At 32.3% G+C, this 19,671-nt stretch carries 12 protein-coding genes; 3 read left to right on the forward strand and 9 right to left on the reverse strand.

The annotated features are described in order from the left end of the window. Positions 1–51: 51 nt before the first annotated feature. Both V9L05_RS22445 and V9L05_RS22450 read left to right on the forward strand, forming a co-directional pair. Positions 52–3,999, forward strand: coding sequence for a two-component regulator propeller domain-containing protein (locus V9L05_RS22445; protein WP_338815765.1), 3,948 nt, complete (start codon positions 52–54; stop codon positions 3,997–3,999). 642 nt (positions 4,000–4,641) lie between these two features. Next, positions 4,642–8,151: a GMC oxidoreductase gene (locus tag V9L05_RS22450; protein ID WP_338815766.1), complete on the forward strand. Its 3,510-nt coding sequence runs from the start codon at positions 4,642–4,644 to the stop codon at positions 8,149–8,151. 285 nt (positions 8,152–8,436) lie between these two features. Here V9L05_RS22450 and V9L05_RS22455 read toward each other — a convergent pair whose 3' ends face one another. The 7 genes from V9L05_RS22455 to V9L05_RS22485 form a co-directional block, all read right to left on the reverse strand. Next, complete coding sequence (locus V9L05_RS22455; RefSeq protein WP_338815767.1) at positions 8,437–9,507, reverse strand: aminopeptidase; 1,071 nt, start codon at positions 9,505–9,507, stop codon at positions 8,437–8,439. Then, a complete protein-coding gene (locus V9L05_RS22460; RefSeq protein ID WP_338815768.1) occupies positions 9,497–10,117 on the reverse strand; it encodes a hypothetical protein in 621 nt (206 codons plus the stop codon). The genes V9L05_RS22455 and V9L05_RS22460 overlap by 11 nt, the downstream gene beginning before the upstream one ends. A gap of 3 nt (positions 10,118–10,120) precedes the next feature. Next, a complete protein-coding gene (locus V9L05_RS22465) occupies positions 10,121–11,506 on the reverse strand; it encodes an AAA family ATPase (protein ID WP_338815770.1) in 1,386 nt (461 codons plus the stop codon). Between the two features lie 344 nt (positions 11,507–11,850). Then, positions 11,851–12,261 (reverse strand): STAS/SEC14 domain-containing protein, encoded by a 411-nt coding sequence (locus tag V9L05_RS22470; RefSeq protein WP_338790905.1) that lies wholly within the window; start codon positions 12,259–12,261, stop codon positions 11,851–11,853. A 126-nt stretch (positions 12,262–12,387) separates the two neighbouring features. After that, positions 12,388–13,209 carry a 3-methyl-2-oxobutanoate hydroxymethyltransferase gene (gene panB, locus V9L05_RS22475; RefSeq protein ID WP_338815771.1) on the reverse strand — a complete coding sequence of 274 codons (822 nt, stop codon included), beginning with the start codon at positions 13,207–13,209 and terminating at the stop codon, positions 12,388–12,390. Positions 13,210–13,377: 168 nt separating this feature from the next. Continuing rightward, complete coding sequence (gene thiL, locus V9L05_RS22480) at positions 13,378–14,403, reverse strand: thiamine-phosphate kinase (RefSeq protein WP_338815772.1); 1,026 nt, start codon at positions 14,401–14,403, stop codon at positions 13,378–13,380. Positions 14,404–14,535: 132 nt separating this feature from the next. Continuing rightward, positions 14,536–15,165 carry a GNAT family N-acetyltransferase gene (locus V9L05_RS22485; RefSeq protein WP_338815773.1) on the reverse strand — a complete coding sequence of 210 codons (630 nt, stop codon included), beginning with the start codon at positions 15,163–15,165 and terminating at the stop codon, positions 14,536–14,538. Between the two features lie 411 nt (positions 15,166–15,576). Here V9L05_RS22485 and V9L05_RS22490 point away from each other — a divergent pair, with 411 nt between their 5' ends. Then, positions 15,577–16,194: a transposase gene (locus V9L05_RS22490; RefSeq protein WP_338815774.1), complete on the forward strand. Its 618-nt coding sequence runs from the start codon at positions 15,577–15,579 to the stop codon at positions 16,192–16,194. A 166-nt stretch (positions 16,195–16,360) separates the two neighbouring features. On the opposite strand, the gene V9L05_RS22495 is transcribed toward V9L05_RS22490, so the two are convergent. Both V9L05_RS22495 and thrS read right to left on the reverse strand, forming a co-directional pair. Then, a complete protein-coding gene (locus V9L05_RS22495) occupies positions 16,361–17,395 on the reverse strand; it encodes an ISAs1 family transposase (RefSeq protein ID WP_338812018.1) in 1,035 nt (344 codons plus the stop codon). Positions 17,396–17,639: 244 nt separating this feature from the next. Further along, the gene (gene thrS / locus V9L05_RS22500) at positions 17,640–19,583 is read right to left on the reverse strand and encodes a threonine--tRNA ligase (protein WP_338815775.1); all 1,944 of its coding nucleotides are present in this window, start codon (positions 19,581–19,583) and stop codon (positions 17,640–17,642) included. Positions 19,584–19,671 lie beyond the last annotated feature (88 nt).

Consider the following 19,671-nt stretch of genomic DNA (forward strand, 5'->3'; position numbering starts at 1 on the left):
CTTTCTAAGCTAGGTTATTAGTTTCAAAAAAAACAATCCATTCTATTAAAAGTGTCTTTTACTTCTAACAAAAAAATATCTTATTTTTCTCTCAATTTACAATTTGTAAAGGGTTTTTGTTTGTGGTTTTTATTCTGTTTTCTTTTTTTCTTTCTTTCTTTTGCTTTCAGTATTTCTTCTCAGGCTCAGTCATTTCTTTCTTCTTCCAAAAAAATCACGCAGTATAGCCAAAATACGTGGCAAAAAAGAGATGGGCTTCCTCAAAACAGCATTACTTCAATTACTCAATCTGATGATGGTTATTTGTGGATAGGAACACACAATGGACTTGTCAAGTTTGATGGTAGAGAATTTAAAGTTTTTTCTGCACCTACCGATTTGAAAAACAACGTAAATACTGGAATTCCAGATAATTTTATTTCGGTAGTACAGAATACAGAACAAGATGGTTTATGGATTGGAACAAATGGAGAAGGGCTTTCTAATTATAACTTTCTAACATTTAAGAATTTTAATACTCAAAAAGATTTAATCAATAACACTATTCTATGTTTGGAAGAGTGGGAACAAAGTATTTGGATAGGAACACCAAAAGGACTTAGCCGTTATCGTAGAAATGTATTTAGGAATTATACACAAAAAGATGGTTTTTTAAATGTAAAAGTAAATACACTTTTAAAGGATACAAAAAATGGACATAATACGCTTTGGATTGGAACAGATGAAGGACTTGCCAAGTTTGATTTAGATTCTGGAAAAGTTATTCCGATTTCTATTCCTTTGCCTGATTTGCAGATTTTGACACTAGAAAGCGATGCCGAAAATAATCTTTATATAGGAACTGCAAATGGTCTTTTTTATTGGAATGTAGAAACAAATACGCTCAGAAATTTTAATATTTTATCAGAAAACGAAGTAACAAAACAAACAAATACTTATTCTGATAAAAATCAGCTTATTAAAAGTGCCACTATCAATACTCTACTTATCGATAGATTAGGTTCACTTTGGATAGGAACAAATAGCCGAGGACTTTTGCGTTATATTCCTAGTTTAGAAAAATTTGAAGCCTTAACTACAAAAGAAGAACTGGCAAGTAACAGCATTACAGCACTTTTTGAAGATAAAGAGGGTAGTTTGTGGGTCGGCATGAACAGAGGTGGACTTTTGCGATTGAATGATAGCAAGTTTACTCCTTATTCTACTTTAGAAGGACTTTCTGATAATTTGACCAATTGTGTTTTTGCTTATTCTGATACTGAAAATACTACTAATAAACAAATTTGGATAGGAACACAGAGTGATGGGATTTCTATTCTAAATCAAGATAATACATTCTCTTATCTGACAATCAAAAATGGTTTGCCACACAGTCATGTCAGAAGTATTACAGCTACAAAAAATGAATTAAATCAACCTCTTTTTTGGATAGGAACGTATGGAGGAGGAATAGCAAAATACAACGCTGAAAACAAACAAATAACTACTTTCGATACAAAAAATGGATTGGTAGGAAATTTTGTGAGAGCAATTAGAGTAAGCCAAAAACAATCCAAAACACTTTTAATTGCCACAACACAAGGATTAAGTATTTTTGATGATACTAGATTAGGTACAAATAAAATTACAAATTATACTACTTCAAATGGATTGGCTTCTGATAATCTGACTTGTGTTTTGGAAACTCATGACGGACAAATTTTAATAGGAACAGAAGACAACGGTATTTTATTGATAGAAAATCCTTATTCAGATACTAAAGGAAACATAACACCTTCATTTTTTTCATTTACTACACAAGATGGGTTGGCTGATAACTTGGTTTTGAGTTTGTATCAAGACCCTTTGGATAATACGATTTATATAGGAACTAAAAATGGAATTTCTACTTATGATAATGGAAAAATAACTACTCCAAAATCGACAAGTCATTGGTCTAGTGATGCTATTCATTCTATTTTAAAAGTAAGTTCGACGTGGTGGTTTACAAGTAATGATGGCGTTTGGACAGTTTCGAATGATAATTTTACAAATTGGATTACACAAAAAACAGATAATCTAAAAATTACTTCATTCGATGAAAATGACGGACTTCGAAGCAGTGATTGTGCATCACTTTCATATCCTAACATCACAACTGACCAAAATGGAAATATTTGGATTCCGACAGCACAAGGCATTTCTTCTTTTAATTATACTACTCTACATAGTCTTTTACCCAAACCAAACGTAATTGTAGAAGGTGTTTTTGATGAAAATGGAAAAAATTGGAGTTTGAAAGAAACAGATGCAAATGGGAAAGTAGTTTTTCCTTCTGAACTAAATAATTTAGAAATTCATTTTGATGCACTTACTTTTGTGTCACCTCAAAAAGTAACTTATAAATTCAAGCTAGAAGGATATGATGAAGAATGGCGATTTACAGATAAAAGAACTGTTTTTTATGGCGATTTGCCTCCCAAGAAATATATTTTTCAAGTAAAAGCTGCTAATAGTGATGGTGTCTGGAATGAAGAAGGAACAAGTTTTTCATTTAGAATACAACCAAAACTGACTCAAATTATTTGGTTTTGGCTGGCATTAGTTGTTCTTATTCTTGTTGTTGCTTATTTTATTTATAAGTGGAGAGCAGGAGTAATTGAAAATCAACGCAGAAAATTAGAAGAACTTGTAGAAAGTCGTACAGAAGCACTATTAGTTAAAACAAGAGAAACACAAAACCAAGCCTCAGAATTAGAAGTCATTGATAGAATTGTAGCAAGTGTAAATCAGCAAGTTACCTTTGAAAATGTTTTGGAAACCCTTTTAGAACAAGCTCTAACACTGGTAAAAGATACCGATAAAGGTTATTTTCTGTATTATCAAGAAGATTATTTCCATGTAGCTGTTCCACATGGCTATACGCACCGTTTGCCCGAAAAACTATCTTTTGATAGAGTAATTAATTATTTCAAATGGGGAGTTCCGTTGGCTCGTTATTTTTATAAGGTGTATCCAACAGATAGAGAATATTTACTTGCACCTTATCTTCCTCGTTTTTCGCTTGTTATTCCAATTCTGATAGGAAATTTTCCAGAAGCAATATTAGTTTTTGATTTTGAAAAAGAACGTTCTTTTTCGCTTACAGAATCTCGTCAGTTACAGCGTTTTACCGAACATGCTGTTTCTTCTTTCTTAAAAGCAAGAGCTTACAGAGAAGTTCATTTGCAAAAAGAAGCCTTACAAGATACCGTGGGACATCTTTCAGATAGTATTCAATATGCTTTCAGAATTCAGCAGGCAATTTTGAAAAAACCAGTTGAAATAAAATCTTATTTTGAAGATGCTTTTGTTTTTTATCGTCCTCGTGATGTAGTGAGTGGAGATTTTTATTGGTTTTATGAAAATAAAGAAACAGGTATTATTACTTTTGCCGTCATTGATTGTACTGGACATGGCGTTCCAGGGGCATTTATGACAGTAATGACAAACTCTATTCTGAATCAGATTATTAGAGAAAGTCATATTGAAGACCCAGCTCAAATTCTTACTCTTTTGGATAAAAGATTAGAAGAAACCTTTTCAAATGATTCTAAACGAAAAGATGGAATGGACATCGGAATTTTTAGTGTCAATAAATCTAAGAAAGTGCTCAAGTATGCTGCTGCAAAACTAGATTTGTGTTTTATTAGAGATAATGAAATTCATCAAATAAAAGCTACTCGTTATCCAATTGGAAATATGGGAACGAAAAAAGTACAAGAAAAGAATTTTCAAACTCATTCTATTGAATATCAAAAGGGGGATGTTTTTTATCTTTATACAGATGGTTTCCCAGACCAGTTTGGAGGAGAAGAAAATCGTAAATTTATGAGTCGTCGTTTTAGAGAGTTTTTATTAGAATATCATTATTTATCAGCAGCAGAACAAGAAGAAAAACTACAAGCAGCTTTAGAAATGTGGCGTGGAAATCTAAAACAAACAGATGATATTTTGGTAGTGGGTGTGAGAATAGAATAGTTATTTGAATTAAAATATTTACACCTATTTATTGCTTAGGAATGTAGAAAAAATAAATTTACATTTTTAGCTATCTATAAAAACCCTGTCCAATTTATAATTCATAGCCTATTTTTGAAAACATATCTTTGAAGTTGTTTAAGAATACTCTTTTTCCTTAGCACTAGGTTTGCAAACCTAGTGCTAAGGAAAAAGAACATAGCCTTTGTTGGTGTTTTAGCGTAGCGACACCAACAAATATACAAGATCTATTCTTAAACAACTTCTTTGTAAAAAATTATAAAAAGTAGTTTTTTAATTGAACAGGGTTTTAACCCTGTTTATTAATGCGAATTTAATTTATTGATTACCAGTTAATTGAATGTTTGAAAATAGTAATTTATTTAATTCTTGTTCCTTAGTCAAAGTCTATAATATGCTTTTTAAAACTTGTAAAAGTTCTACTAAAAAAAGTGTTTTTTTTGATAAATTATTTAAAAATGTAAGTTGTTGATAATCAATAATTTATTTTATTCCTACTTAGCTTCTCTGAATAAATATTTCATAATTTATAATTTGTCTTTCTTCAATCCTATGTATTTTTCATTTTTTTAACTAGATTAGGGAACAAAATAATTTCACTCTAAATCTTACTTAATTTTTATGAAAAATCGTCGCTTATCCAAGCCTATCGAAAAAATGCTTCCTCATTATGATGTGGTTGTGATTGGTTCTGGTTATGGAGGTTCAATTACTGCCTCTCGTCTTTCTCGTGCAGGAAAAAAAGTGTGTTTGTTAGAGAGAGGAAAAGAATATCTCACAGGAGAATTCCCAGATACACAAACAGAAGCTGCTTCTGCTATGCAGTTCAATCTAAACAATAAAAGAATAGGTTCTCAATCTGCTCTTTATGATTTTTGGATAGATGATGATATAAATGTTTTTAAAGGTTGTGGACTAGGTGGTACTTCGCTTGTCAATGCAAACGTTTCTATTCGTCCAGAAAAATGGGTTCTCAAAGAAAAAGTATTTCCTAAAATACTACAAGATGAATCAGAAAACCCTCAGAGTGACCTAGAAGAAGGCTATCGTTTAGCCTATCAAATGCTAAAACCAAATCCATATCCTGATACTTTTCCTAAACTAGACAAGTTAGAAGCACATCGAAAGTCTGCAAAGACGATGAATCAGCCTTTTTATAAAACAGATATTAATGTAAATTTTGATATTGATGGAGAAAATCATGTTGGTGTAGAACAAAAACCTTGTAATCTCTGTGGAGATTGTGTTTCGGGTTGTAATGTAGGTGCAAAAAATACGACTATGATGAATTATTTGCCCGATGCTGTAAACTTTGGAGCAGATATTTTTGTCGAATGTTCGGTTTCTCATTTAGAAAAAAATGGAGAGCAATGGATTGTACATTTCGAACTCTTGGGAGCGCAACGCACAAAATTTGATGCACCTGAAATGTATGTAACAGCAGATACAGTTGTTTTGTCGGCAGGAACACTTGGTTCTACTGAAATTATGCTTCGTTCTAGAGATAAAGGATTAGAGGTTTCAAACAAATTAGGCTTCCATTTTTCTGGAAATGGCGATGTTTTGGGTTTTGGATATAATACAAATGAAAAAATAAACGGAATTGGAAGAGGACAACATTTAGATAAAGACAATCCTGTTGGGCCTTGTATTACTTCTGTAATTGACCTTAGAAAAACAGAAAATAAAGAAGAGGGAATGATTTTGGAAGAAGGTTCTGCGCCTTCGCCAATGGCAAAGATTTTTCCTGAGTTTATGATAACAATGGCTAGTCTTGCAGGAAAAGATGAAAATAAAGAAGGATTTGTAAGTGAAGTAATAGAGAAAAAAAGAGAATTAGAAAGTGTAGTACGAGGTGCTTATAAAGGAGCAACCCAAAATACACAAACTTATCTCATCATGACACATGATAAAAGTGCAGGTGTGCTGACTTTGAAAGATAACCGTTTGCAAATTTCGTGGTCAGGTGTTGGAAATGAAGAGATATTCAAAAAAGCCAGCGACCATATTGGAGAAGCTACTAAGGCTCTCAATGGCACAAGTGTTCCGAATCCTACTTGGACAAAATTATTTAATAAAGATTTAGTAACTGTTCATCCTTTAGGTGGTTGCATTATGGGTGAAGATACTCGTGAAGGTGTTGTCAATCACAAAGGACAAGTTTTTTGTACAAAAGCAGAAGAAGATGCTGTTTATGAAAATCTTTATATTGCTGATGGTTCGATTGTTCCTCGTTCGTTGGGTGCAAATCCACTCTTGACAATTTCAGCACTTTCAGAGCGTATTTGTAAAATTATGGCTAGAGAAAAAGGGTGGGAAATCAATTACGATTTGCCTTCAAAAGCTCCTATCTTGAAAGAGTTAGAAGAAATGCCTATCGGAATTCAGTTTACTGAAACCATGAAAGGATTTATTAATGAAAAAACAGCTGAAGAACCAAAATGTAAAAGTGAAGAAGAATTTGAGAGAGAATATAATTTTGGTAAATCTAAAAATCAAGAATTCAAAATTACGCTGACAGTTATTTGTGAAGATTTGGAAAAAATGCTACACAACAAAGAGCATTTGTCTAGAATGGTCGGAACAGTAGAAGCTCCATCACTTTCAGCAGACCCACTTTTGATTAGCGAAGGAAGTTTTCAACTCTTTGTAGAATATGAAGGTGAAATGGAAACCAAAAGAATGGTTTATAAAGCAAAATTATTCAATCCAAGTGGAGAAAGCTACAACTTTGAAGGCTATAAAACCATACGAGGAGACAAAGGTTTTGATATGTGGAGTGACACAACAACACTTTACACTACTATTTATGCAGATATAGAAAGTGTAAAAGAAGAACTGTTAGATAAAGATAAAGACTACATTAAATCACAAGGAATTATTCATGTTCATTTGACTGATTTTATCAAACAAATGACAACTATGAAAGCTCTTCATGCTGATACAAATACTGAAAAACTAAAAGCTCTGTATAGTTTTGGAAAATACTTTGCAGGAAATCTTTATGATACGTATGGAGGTGTTTTTGCTAGAGATTCACCGTTCAATCCTAGTGCGCCACCACGAAAAAAACGACCTTTACGTGCGCCTGAACCACAAATTTATCCAGTTACTACTTCTGATGGTGTGGCTTTACGACTTACTCGTTATGATGGAAGAAACAAGGAAGCATTGGAGATGGGAGTCAATAAAGGTTCGGTAATGCTTGCTCATGGATTTAGCGTTTCAGGACTTATTTTTGAAATTGATACACCTGATACAAATTTGGTAGAATATCTTTGCGCTCATGGCTACGATGTTTGGGTAATGGAATATCGTACAAGTATTGCGCTTCCGTCTGCAAAAGACCAAGCTACAGCTGACGATATTGCACTCAAAGATTTTCCTGCTTGTGTAGATAAAGTATTAGAGGTTACTGGCGAAAAAGACATTCAACTCTTTACGCACTGTGTTGGCGCAGTTACTGGTGTTATGGCAATGCTGGCAGGATTGAAAGGAGTTCGTTCAATGGTTTGTTTTCAAGTAGCTACTGATATTATTGGAGGCGAACAAATCAAACTCAAAGCTGCTGCACACGTTCCGACGCTTCTCAAAAAATTTGGAGTTAAGACGATGACTGCCTACACAGATTCAAATTCGGGTTGGTTAGATAAAGCCTTGAACACAGCCGTAAAAGCCTATTCTAGTGTTTTGGGTTCGGATACAAACGACCCAATTGCCAACCGAGTTACATTTATGTTTTCTACATTATATGAAAAAGAAAATATTGATGAAAAAACATTTGATTCTTTCCACGAGATGTTTGGAGTAACAAATCTGACTACCTATGAGCAACTTACTCTCATGTCAAGAGAAAAAGAATTGAGAAATGCTGAAGGAGAAGACGTTTATTTACCTCACGCAAAAGACCGTTTGAATATTCCGATGTGTTTTGTTCATGGAGAAAAGAATGAAGTTTTTGTTCCAGAAGCAACTGAAAGAACCTACAACCGTTTAAAAGCTCTCAATCCAGAACAGCATTACGAGCGTCATGTAATAGAAGGTTACGGACACCAAGATTGTGTTATCGGAAAAAATGCCGATAGAGATGTTTGGCATTTTGTAGTAGAATTTTTGGATAAGAATAATTGATTTTTATTCTATTTCTCTATTTTTTAAATCCTCGTTGACGGCTTCATTTGAGTCTCAACGACGGTTTATTTTGCTATTTTTTAACCGTCAACAAGGCGTTGCCGTCGTTGAGAGTGAAAAATAAAAATAGTAGGATACAGAATTGATTTTTAGTAAATAACAAATCACATAAAAAAACTCAAGTCGTTTTGGTTTGAGTTTTTTTATGCAATTGTTTGATAATTTTTCAAAATCTTGTTATACCAAACCAACTTCATTAAAATAAATTTCGTATATTTATTGGTTCTATAAAGACGGATATTTTTCACTAAAGTATTTCAAAAATGCTTTCAAATCTTGATTAAACTGTCCTTTATAAATGGTTTTCAATGTATCTTGACTTGAATTATACCTTCTCACGCTCATAAAATTAGTATTATTGAGTTCTCTTTCTTGAAAATGTTTTGCCCAGTTTTTATTTGACAATGAAACCGTATCTATTTTTGATTTGATTAGATTAAAATGATTTTGTTTAGCTATTTCATTTTGTATATCTGAAAGACTGTTGTCCATTCCATAACGATAAACTGAATCTAAGGAAGTAGAAGCTAAAAGCATAAAGTTTCTATATTTTTTAGAATCTTGAAGTGAAAAAATATAATCATTTAATTCTTTTGAATCTTTACCATATTTTTCTTCTAAAAATAGTTTTGCACCTTCTTCTCCTATAAAATTAGCGAGATTTTCATTAAAATTTACACTGTCTTTTACATAAAGTGTGGCGTGGGTAAGTTCGTGTAAAATAAGTTCTACCAAATCGCCTTCATCTCTTTCCAGATTATTGGAAAGCAAAACATCTTCAAACCAGCCTAGAGTCGACCAAGCTGAAACAGAACGAATATTTGTATCAAATTTAATTCCTTCTTCACCTTCATTTTTCAATCTATCTCTTTCCTTTTTAGCTTTCTCTAAATCAAAATAACCTTTGTAAGAGAATTTTCCTACTATCGGAAATTTCCACTCATAGGCTTCTAATTTATAGGGATAAGAAGCTGAAACATTCCATAAAATACTTTCTCCCTTTTGGTCGTATATTTTGGTGTAATTTTGAGAAAATTTCATTCCCAGTTTTTCCATTCCAAATTTTCTAGCCTCTTCAATAATTTTTATTTTTGCTTTTAAAGAATCTGGAAAATTTACATCTTTTTTTAGTTCTTCAAACGAACGAGCATTATTCATGACTTCTAATTGTCCGTTAAGCTGCAAAAGTCCGTAAGCGATAAGCTCTCTTTGCCAAATTGCTAAGGCAGAAAGAAGCAAGAGGAAAATACCTGTGTATTTTAGTAGTTTTTTTTTGTTGAATTTTTTAAAGTTCATTGAAGTCAATGTATGGGTTTAAGACAGTTCCTTTTTCAGCTTGAAAGGCTATTTTTTGAATGTATTTGTTTTTAACAGGCTTTTTCGACGATGTTACAATATATTTCATCTCTTCAGTTTTTTTGTGAGGTGTATATCTATCTCTTGGCGAACTTCTCATCATATCTCTATTTTTAGGTTCGTACAAATGGAATAAGTAATACTTTGACGAATCTATTTTGGTTTCTTTTTCGAAAGAATTCAATATTTTGCACGCATATTCTACAAATAAAAAACTACTTTCTAATTGTTTTTCATATTCTGGACGAGAAGGGTTAAACGATTTTATTTCACAAAACAATGCTTTAATTTTATCTTTGTCTTCATAAAGAATAACAAAGTCAGAACATTTATTTGCAGTTGGACTAGATTTATTGAAATAAAGATTTCCAATACCTTCTACATCTAAAGTAAAAACTAGGGCATTTTTAGGTAAATTTTTTATTGTCAGTCGTTTTAGAAAAGCATCAGCTTGTGTTTCTTTTATCTGAACATAACTTATTTGATGAGAAACGGAAACCAAAATCAAATCTTTATTAAGTAGGTTTTCTATTTTTTCTACTCTACTCATTTTTTAGTTGTTTTTGGTGGTAGTTTGTTTTAAGTTTTCCTCATCAATTTCATCAGCCAAACGATGTGCAACTGTGTTTATATTTCTTGCCTGCTCATCAAAAGTAGTCATTACCATTCCATATTCATCGAATTCTACTTTGTCTACTGTACAACCTTCTAGTTTTTCATCATAACGAGCAATGTAAGCACGAATATCATCACGTTTCAAAATTTCGTTTTCTTTATAGCCTAACTCTTCTAAAAGTTCTTTTTTATTCTCTATTTCTTGTGAAAACATCAAACAATTATTGAGTTCTTTTATAATATAATCGCTGTGTGTCGTTATCCAAACCTTAATTCCTGCATTGACAAGTTTGGCAAACAAACGAGCCATTTTGATTTGATTTTCTGGGTGTAGATTCAATTCTGGTTCGTCAATCATCAATAAATCGCCTTTTTGAACTTTGTGTTTTAGCCAAAAATGCAAGTGCATAAGCGAACGAACCGATGTAGAAGCCATATAGGCAGGAATTTTTTGAGTAGAATAATTGTCTTTTATCAAAACCTCATCGCCCGAAACTTCATAGGTTACACCTAATAAATTCTCAACTTCTTTTAATAATTCGGGATATTCTTTAGCGAGAAAACTTTCCGTTTTGATGACTTGGCGTGTTAAATCTCTAGCGAAATCAATTAGTTTTTCGATGGGTTGTGGAAAGCGGGAACTTTCTTTATCCAGTAAACTTAAATCTCTTGTAGTTCTTAATTTTTCTAATAAATGACTTCTATTTTTGTCTAATTCTTTATAAAATAATTCTATGCTATCTCTTTGAGCTGGAAGGAGGAATATGTTATTACGATATGATTGAATAAAAATCAAAAGTATAAATATACTGAAAGCATGGTGCTGTTTAACATTGTCTATAGTCAATAATTCTTTTAGACTACTCTCTCTTTTTGAAATTTTCACTTCCAAACTAAAATCTTTTGTCAAAACAATATCTAAACTAAAGATTGAAAAATTACGATTTCGTTCGATAACACGATGCAGTTTCAAGTTGTGAAAACCTTTTCCATTACTTGCAAATACACTACTTATGCTGTGCTTATTAAAACTGTTAATAATTTGTTCTGCTTTGCTCCAATGCTCTTCATCTATTTTTAAATAAAAATAGCTTTCATCTTCTTCTATTTTTGCCTTATCAATATAATTATCAATATCTTCTAATTGTCTAGTGGAGAATAATTCTATATTAGTTTTACCTATAATTTCTATATCCAATATCCCCCAAATCCCATAAGTCAAATAGGTTTTCCCAGTATTATTTTTTCCACAAATAACGGTTAGATTACCCATTTCTAATTGGGCTTCTTTTATTGTTCCTAAATTTTTGAATTCGAATTGCATAGTTATGATATTATTTGATGTCGCTTTACTAAAACACTAATGGCATTTTAGGAATAGAAAATGATAAATTAAACATATTTGAATTGTGATTTATTGGGTATTAAGTAGTAAGACATTATTAGCAAGTGATTTTTATGATTACTATGATAATTACAGGATAATACAATAAAATTTAAATAAGTATTAAAAAGATATTATTATTTAGCTTCGCTAAACTTCATTTGTATTTATCTTGTATTTCATCTTAAAAATCAGGTAAATCACTCGCTAATCAGTTATATGTATTATTAATTTTGTACGACTACTTACACTCATAATTTACCATTCACAATTTACAATTATTTTTACACTGTTTTTAGCCATTCTATAGCTTCTTGCAAATTAGAAAAAAAACGAATTGTATATTTACTTTTATCCATTTTATCGGCTATTTTTTTGACTGTAATTTGATTAAATATACTTTTTGATGCAATAACAGCAGAAGTTCTGTATCCATGTTCGTAAATTCTAGGAAACCACACTTTGTCTAACCAATCTTGATTTTTTGGACTTACAGCTTCTGATTTCAAATTATTAGCAATCATTTTGCTGCTTTTGTGTTTTATCAATAACTCTAAAAAAAAATCACACGCATCTACAAATTCTTCATGGGAAACATGACCAAACCATTCAAACTGAATTGCATTTATATCCTGATGATAATAAATTTTGCATTTAGGTTTATCATATTCAAGTGTAATTTTTTCGTCAAGCATATTTTTGTTTAATTTGAGTTGTTTTTTCCTAAAAATAGAAATTTAACAGAACTCTTTTTAATCAAAAAACGCTTAATTATTACAATCAAGCGTTTTTTATGAATTTAGCCTTTAAAGAAAATACATTTAATAACTTTCATCTTTACTAGGAAAATTCTCACTTTTTACATCCTTGATATATTCCTCAACAGCCTTTTGCATAATATCATTCAAATCAGCATAACGACGCAAGAAACGAGGATTAAACTCTTTTGTAATTCCCAGTAAATCATGAGAAACCAAAACTTGTCCATCCACTCCACCACCAGCACCAATTCCGATAATCGGAATATCAATTGCTTTTGATACTTTTTCAGCAAGTTTGGAAGGGATTTTTTCTACCACAATAGCAAAACAACCACATTCTTGTAAAATTTTGGCATCTTCAATAAGTTTTGCAGCTTCTGTTTCTTCTTTTGCACGAACGGTATACGTTCCAAACTTATAAATAGATTGAGGAGTAAGTCCTAAATGCCCCATCACAGGAACACCAGCAGAAAGCACACGCATAACAGACTCTTTAATTTCTTCTCCACCTTCCATCTTGACAGCGTGTGCGCCCGATTCTTTCATAATTCGGATAGCAGAATCAAGAGCTTGACGAGAATTTCCTTGATATGAACCAAAAGGAATATCAACCACCACAAGCGCACGTTTTACACCACGCACCACACTAGAAGCATGATAAATCATTTGGTCAAGCGTGATTGGAAGAGTTGTTTCGTGTCCTGCCATAACATTTGAAGCAGAATCGCCAACTAACAAAACATCAATATTAGCAGCATCAAGAATTTGAGCCATCGAAAAATCGTATGCTGTAAGCATAGAGATTTTTTCGTTTTTATTTTTCATTTCCTGCAACGAGTGCGTAGTGATACGTTTGGCTGAGGAAGAATTAGCAACAGACATGTAAATAAATTTAGAAGGATGAATTTAGAATTTAGAAGTAGTACAAATATATATATATTGTATTTATTTGTAGGGCAAAAAAGGTTTGCCTTTTCCTAAACAATTATCTTTTTAGTATAAAAAATAAAAATACTGATTAATTCACAATTAACCATTAATAATTCACAATTAAAAATGATTCCAACCTTGTGCTTTTATATCCATTAGTTGCTCTGAATTCATAACTACTTTTACACCTTTTTCAGCTTCGTGAATATAACCAATCAAATGAACATCGACTATTTTTTCAATTTTTTCTAAATCTTCTTGTTTGATGGTAAATAAAAGTTCGTAGTCTTCGCCACCATTCAAAGCACATGTTAGAGGACTAAGTTTTAGCTCTTCTGCTGCTATTACGGCTGTTTCTTCAAAAATAGGGATGTTTTTTTCGTACAACATAGCTCCTACTTTCGACTGACGACAAATATGGTGAATTTCAGAAGCCAAACCATCCGAAATATCCATCATGGAAGTAGGCAAAACTCCCTTTTCTTCTAACTCATAAATAATATCCATACGAGCTTTTGGTTTGAGCTGTCTTTCAATGACATGTTCTGCGTTATCTAGTTTAGGTTGAGCTTCTGGCGCATCCATAAAAACTCTTTTTTCTCTTTCCAAAATCTGTAAGCCAACAAAAGCAGCTCCCAAATCGCCTGTAACACACAAAACATCACCTTTCTTTGCTGTATTTCGATAAACAATTTTATCTGGACTAGCTTGTCCAAGCGCAGTAATTGAAATAATTAATCCTTTTGGAGAACTTGTGGTGTCACCTCCTACCAAATCAATTCCATAATCTTCACAAGCAAACTTTACACCTTCATAAAATTCATCAACTGCCTCAACTGAGAAGCGATTGCTCAGTGCAAGACTAACCGTAATTTGATGAGGAATACCGTTCATGGCAGCAATATCTGAGACATTTACCGAAACAGCTTTATAGCCCAAATGCTTCAAAGGAGTGTAAGACAAATCAAAATGAATTCCTTCAACAAGCATATCCGTCGAAACTAAAAGTTGCTTGCCATTTTCAATTTCTATAACAGCTGCATCGTCTGCAATTCCTTTTTTGGAAGTGTTTTTTTGAAGTGGAAAATTGGAAGCTATACGTTCAATAAGTCCAAATTCGCCAAGTTTATTTATTTCTGTACGCAATTTTTATTCGTTTTTAAGTTTTTCTAGTTAGAATTAGAGTACAAAAATAGGGAATATTGAGGGAAAAAGATAGTAGGAAAGTAGAGAAGACAGAATTATATTTTATGTTTATTTTTTTGAGTTTGAATAAAATTAACTGAGGTCTAATTTCCAATTTAATAGTGAATCAGTTTCTCCAATAATACTAAAGTTATTTTTTTCAAGAACTTTGCAAGAAGCTGTATTTATTTTGTCTGTTGAGGCAAGAATGAATTTTACTTTTGGTTGTGTCTTTGTCCATTCAATAATTCCTTTCACAATTTCGGTCATAAATCCTTTATTTTGAAATTCTTTATATGTTCCATAACCAATCTCTATTTCTCCCTCCTTATTTGGTTCGCCTACGATACATAAATCGCCTACCATTTTATTTTCAGCTATTGAAATGGCAGTCCAAAGTGTTGAATACAAATAATTTTTACTTTTATTGGCTACATTTGGAAGAATAGTTTGTTCAAGTGCTTCTTTCAATTCTGGGGATATTGTCCTTGAATTTGGTTTCAAGTCTAGTTCTTCTTCCAATGAATTATTACAATTTATATACTTTATCAACTGATTATAAGTTAATGGTTTTAAAATAAGTCGTTGAGTGGTTATCATTTGGTTTTTAGGACGGCTTTGTTCTATATGTGCTGTTTTTTTAGTGGTTTTTAAAAGACTTACAAAGATAAGGTGTAAGGATTTAAAAAAAAATACTGATTTGAATTTATGATAAATTACCATTTTTTCTATTCGGATTGATCTTCATTATTTTTGTTCTAAATCCCAAAGATTTTGGTAAATTTATACTTATTTCTAATAAAGCAAATCGCAGTAGTGTACCTTTTAAGGTGCGAATCTGTACTGTAGGCTTTAGCCTTCGGAAGAAAAAATGATCTTATTTTCATTTTAAAGGCTAAATCCAGTGTTTCATAAGTTATCTGCTATTTTATTTTGTTCCTCAACGAGGTTTTAAAAAACTTGTTTATGTCAAAATTCTATCAATAAATCAACTGTCAGATACTTCTGAACTATAGCCCTCAATAAAGTTAAAGTGCCTGATAGTAATAAAATAATCTCAAAATACAGATAAACTTTTGAAATACGGTACTAAAATATTTAGTGTATTATCCCATCCTAAAGAGTAAGTTACATATGCAACATCGCAATTTACCTCATATTTATCCAAGAGGAGCTACCTTTTTCATTACATTTTGCCTGTATAATGCCCTTCCAAATAAAGTAGTAAAAGAAATACAAGAAGAGTATGATTTAAAGATAAATAAAATTAAAAAGGAACAGAATTCTAAAAATGAAAGAAACACATCTCTTTATAAGTTAGGAAAAAAATATTTTGCAGATTATGATATTCTATTAGAACGTTATTCAAGAGATGATGATTTCTTAAAAAACACGAAAGTAGCTCAAATAATTATCAATAAAATGAAAGAATATGATGGGAAAAGATATGATTTATTAGCATATTGTGTGATGTCTAATCATGTACATGTATTATTTTGTACAGCAGATTATGAAAATGAAACAGTAAGCAAAACGATGCAACTCATAAAAGGAGGCTCTGCTTATGAAAGCAATCAAATTTTGAAACGAGAAGGGAATTTTTGGCAGAAAGAAAGCTACGACCATTATATAAGAAATGACAACGAACTCAAGAACATAGTTCATTATATTCTAGAGAATCCTGTAAAAGCAGCAATTGTAAAAGAATGGAAACAATACCCATTTTCATATCTAAAAGATGAATTAATGTAGCGTACCTTTTAAGGTGCGAATCTGTAGCGTAGGCTTTAGCCTTCGTAATATTTTTAATTTTACCCGAAGGCTAAAGCCTACGGTACAATTTTACTCACTCTAAAGAGTAAGCTACAAAAAAAACTGTTAGATTTTCTTTTTGAAAATCTAACAGTTCAGGGCATGTTCATAAAAATCTTTTATGTTCAAAGAGGTGATATACATTTCGTTCTTTGTAGGCTAATTCTTCTCTGAGTACTGTGAGATTTTCTACTTTTTGCACTTCCAATAGGTTTGTAGCTAGTGTTATACAAACAGCTATAAACCTACTTTGGTTTTCATTTCTAGTTATCAAATTGTCTTCTCCCATTTGTTTATCTCTTGTATTATGATGTACTTCTATTGCCCAATGCTCTCTTATAGCCATAAATAATTCTAGGAAATTAATTTGGTTGAGAGGTAAATTGGTTACCCAGTAACTTTTTTCTTTACTTTTTTTCTGTGTTTTTGTGATTTTTCTTTCTCTTTCTACTACTATCAGGATTTTGACTTTCGTTTCTTTCCAACGTTTGGGTAATGATTCTGTATTCATTTCATATCCAAAACCGATTCGTATTTCTTCTCTTCCATGCGCTTTTTGGTAGGCTTCTTTTTTATAAGAAGTAGTTAAATTATCGTCAATATGTTTACAATCTTCTAAAAGAAGTTTTTGATTTGCCTTTACTTGCATCAAATAAATACCTCCTTTTTTTGCTATTAAAGCAGGTAATTCACTACTCAAATGAAGAGCATCTAACGTATATTTACCTAATAAGTAATCGTAGGAGTTAAAATAATGAGATACAACAGTCTTTTCCGAGTCTTTACTTCCATTGTACCACCCTACAATACTACTTTGTTTAGTTGAATGAGAAGTACGAGAAACTACATTTTGACCTCGTTTTTCTCCTGCTACATCATCAATACTACCACGAAGTTCTTTTCCATCTATGGCGTACCATTCCAAAGCATCTTTATAAATATATTGATGAAAGAAGGTTTCATTAATTGCATTAAAACCTTGATAATCAACTTTTTTTAGAATACGTTGAAGTTGAGTATAAGAAATACACGAAGAAACTTCTATATCTAAATCTTGAGCTACTTCTTTATAAGAACGGCACATAGAACGATGAATATAGGCGACTGTCAGTTTTTTATCAGAGCGTAAAATACAAAGCATAAACAGAACAATGACAAATGCTAAAGAATGCTGTTTTCCACGGTTATCTCGGTGGTCTAAAAGACAAGTTTGTACTTCTTGATAATACTTTGTAAATTCGTTTTTTGGGGAGTATGCATAGTTTTATATTTTGTAGGTTAGAATTACAAAAATAGAAAATTTAGCAAACGCCCCTTTTTTTTGGACATTATTTTTTATGAACATGCCCTGTCTAACAGTTTTACATAATTTGTAATTAAATTATTTACTCAGCCAGTTCAGCATCAACAGCTGTTACAAAATGACTCATAAACTCTTCAATATTCATTGAACCCAAATCGCCTTCGCCTTTCTTACGAACCGAAACGGTATTTGATTCAACTTCTTTTTCACCTACTAAAAGCATATAAGGCGTTTTTGCAACTTCTGCATCACGAATTTTACGACCGATTTTCTCGTTGCGCTCATCTACACTACCACGAATATCATTTTGACGTAATTTTTGAACAATTTCTTTTGCATAATCATTGAAACGCTCCGAAATTGGCAAAACAACAAGCTGGTCAGGAGAAAGCCAAAGAGGGAAATTTCCTGCTGTACTTTCAATCAAAATAGCTACAAAACGTTCAATCGAACCAAAAGGCGCACGGTGAATCATAACTGGACGGTGTGGCTTATTATCCGAACCAATATATTCTAATTCAAAACGCTCTGGAAGGTTGTAATCTACTTGAATTGTTCCTAATTGCCATTTTCTACCGATTGCATCACGAACCATAAAGTCTAGTTTAGGTCCATAAAATGCAGCTTCTCCGTATTCAATGACAGTTTTTAAGCCTTTTTCTTCGGCAGCTTCTTTTATTTGAGCTTCTGCTAAATCCCAATTTTCATCAGAACCTACATATTTCGTTTTATTTTCTGGGTCACGAAGTGAAACCTGTGCCGAATAATCTGTGAAACCGAATACTTTAAATACATAAAGTACCAAATCGATAACACTTTTAAATTCGTCTTTTACTTGGTCTGGCATACAGAAAATGTGTGCATCATCTTGTGTAAATCCACGTACACGAGTAAGTCCGTGCAATTCTCCACTCTGCTCATAACGATAAACTGTTCCAAATTCTGCCAAACGCAACGGTAAGTCACGATACGAACGTGGTTTTGTCTTATAAATTTCACAGTGATGAGGACAGTTCATTGGTTTCAAGAAAAACTCTTCATCTTCCGAAGGTGTTTTGATAGGCTGAAAAGCATCCTCGCCATATTTTTCATAATGTCCAGAAGTAATATAGAGATTTTTGTGTCCAATGTGAGGTGTAACAACAGGGTCATAACCACGTTTTACTTGTTCTTTTCTTAAAAACTGCTCTAAACGCTCTCTAAGCATTGTACCTTTAGGTAACCACAAAGGAAGCCCCAAACCAACACGTTCAGAAAAAGTAAACAATTCTAGTTCTTTTCCTAATTTACGGTGGTCTCTTTTCTTAGCTTCTTCTACTTGCGTTAAATATTCTTTTAATTCTTTTTCTTTTGGAAATGTAATTCCGTAGATACGTGTGAGCTGCTGACGGTTTTCATCGCCACGCCAATATGCACCAGCTACATTCAAAAGTTTTACGGCTTTTATGCCAGAAGTATTTGGAATGTGAGGTCCACGGCACAAATCTGTAAAATTACCTTGTGTATAGAAAGTGATTTTGCCATCTTCTAAGGCTTCAATCATTTCTAATTTATATGGATCTGATTTTTCTGTGAAATAAGAAATTGCATCAGCTTTCGAAACTTCTTTTCTTACAAATTCGTTTTTTTGTTTGGCAAGTTCTTTCATCTTCGCTTCGATTTTGGGCAAATCATCAGAAGAAAAAGTTTTTTCACCAAAATCAACATCATAATAAAAACCGTTTTCGATAGGAGGACCGATAGCAAATTTTACATTTTCGTAAAGAGCTTCTAAGGCTTCGGCTAAAAGGTGGGCAGAAGAATGCCAAAACGCCATTTTTCCGTTGTCGTCATTCCATGTGAGGAGTTTTAAAGCTGTTGTTTCTGGCAATGCTCGGGTAGAATCCCACACTTCGCCATTTACTTCGGCTGCCAGCACATTACGTGCGAGTCCTTCACTGATACTTTGTGCTACCTCAAAGGCATTTGTGCCTTGTGGATACTTTCGGATACTTCCGTCTGGAAGAGTTACATTAATTTCGCTCATAAAAATTGGTTAGTTGTCGCTTACAAACGCAACAACATTAGGGTTAGAAATAAATCAAAGCTACAATTCCTTGATTTTTTTATTTTAA

The organism is Bernardetia sp. Wsw4-3y2 (assembly GCF_037126295.1).
Lineage (GTDB): Bacteria > Bacteroidota > Bacteroidia > Cytophagales > Bernardetiaceae > Bernardetia.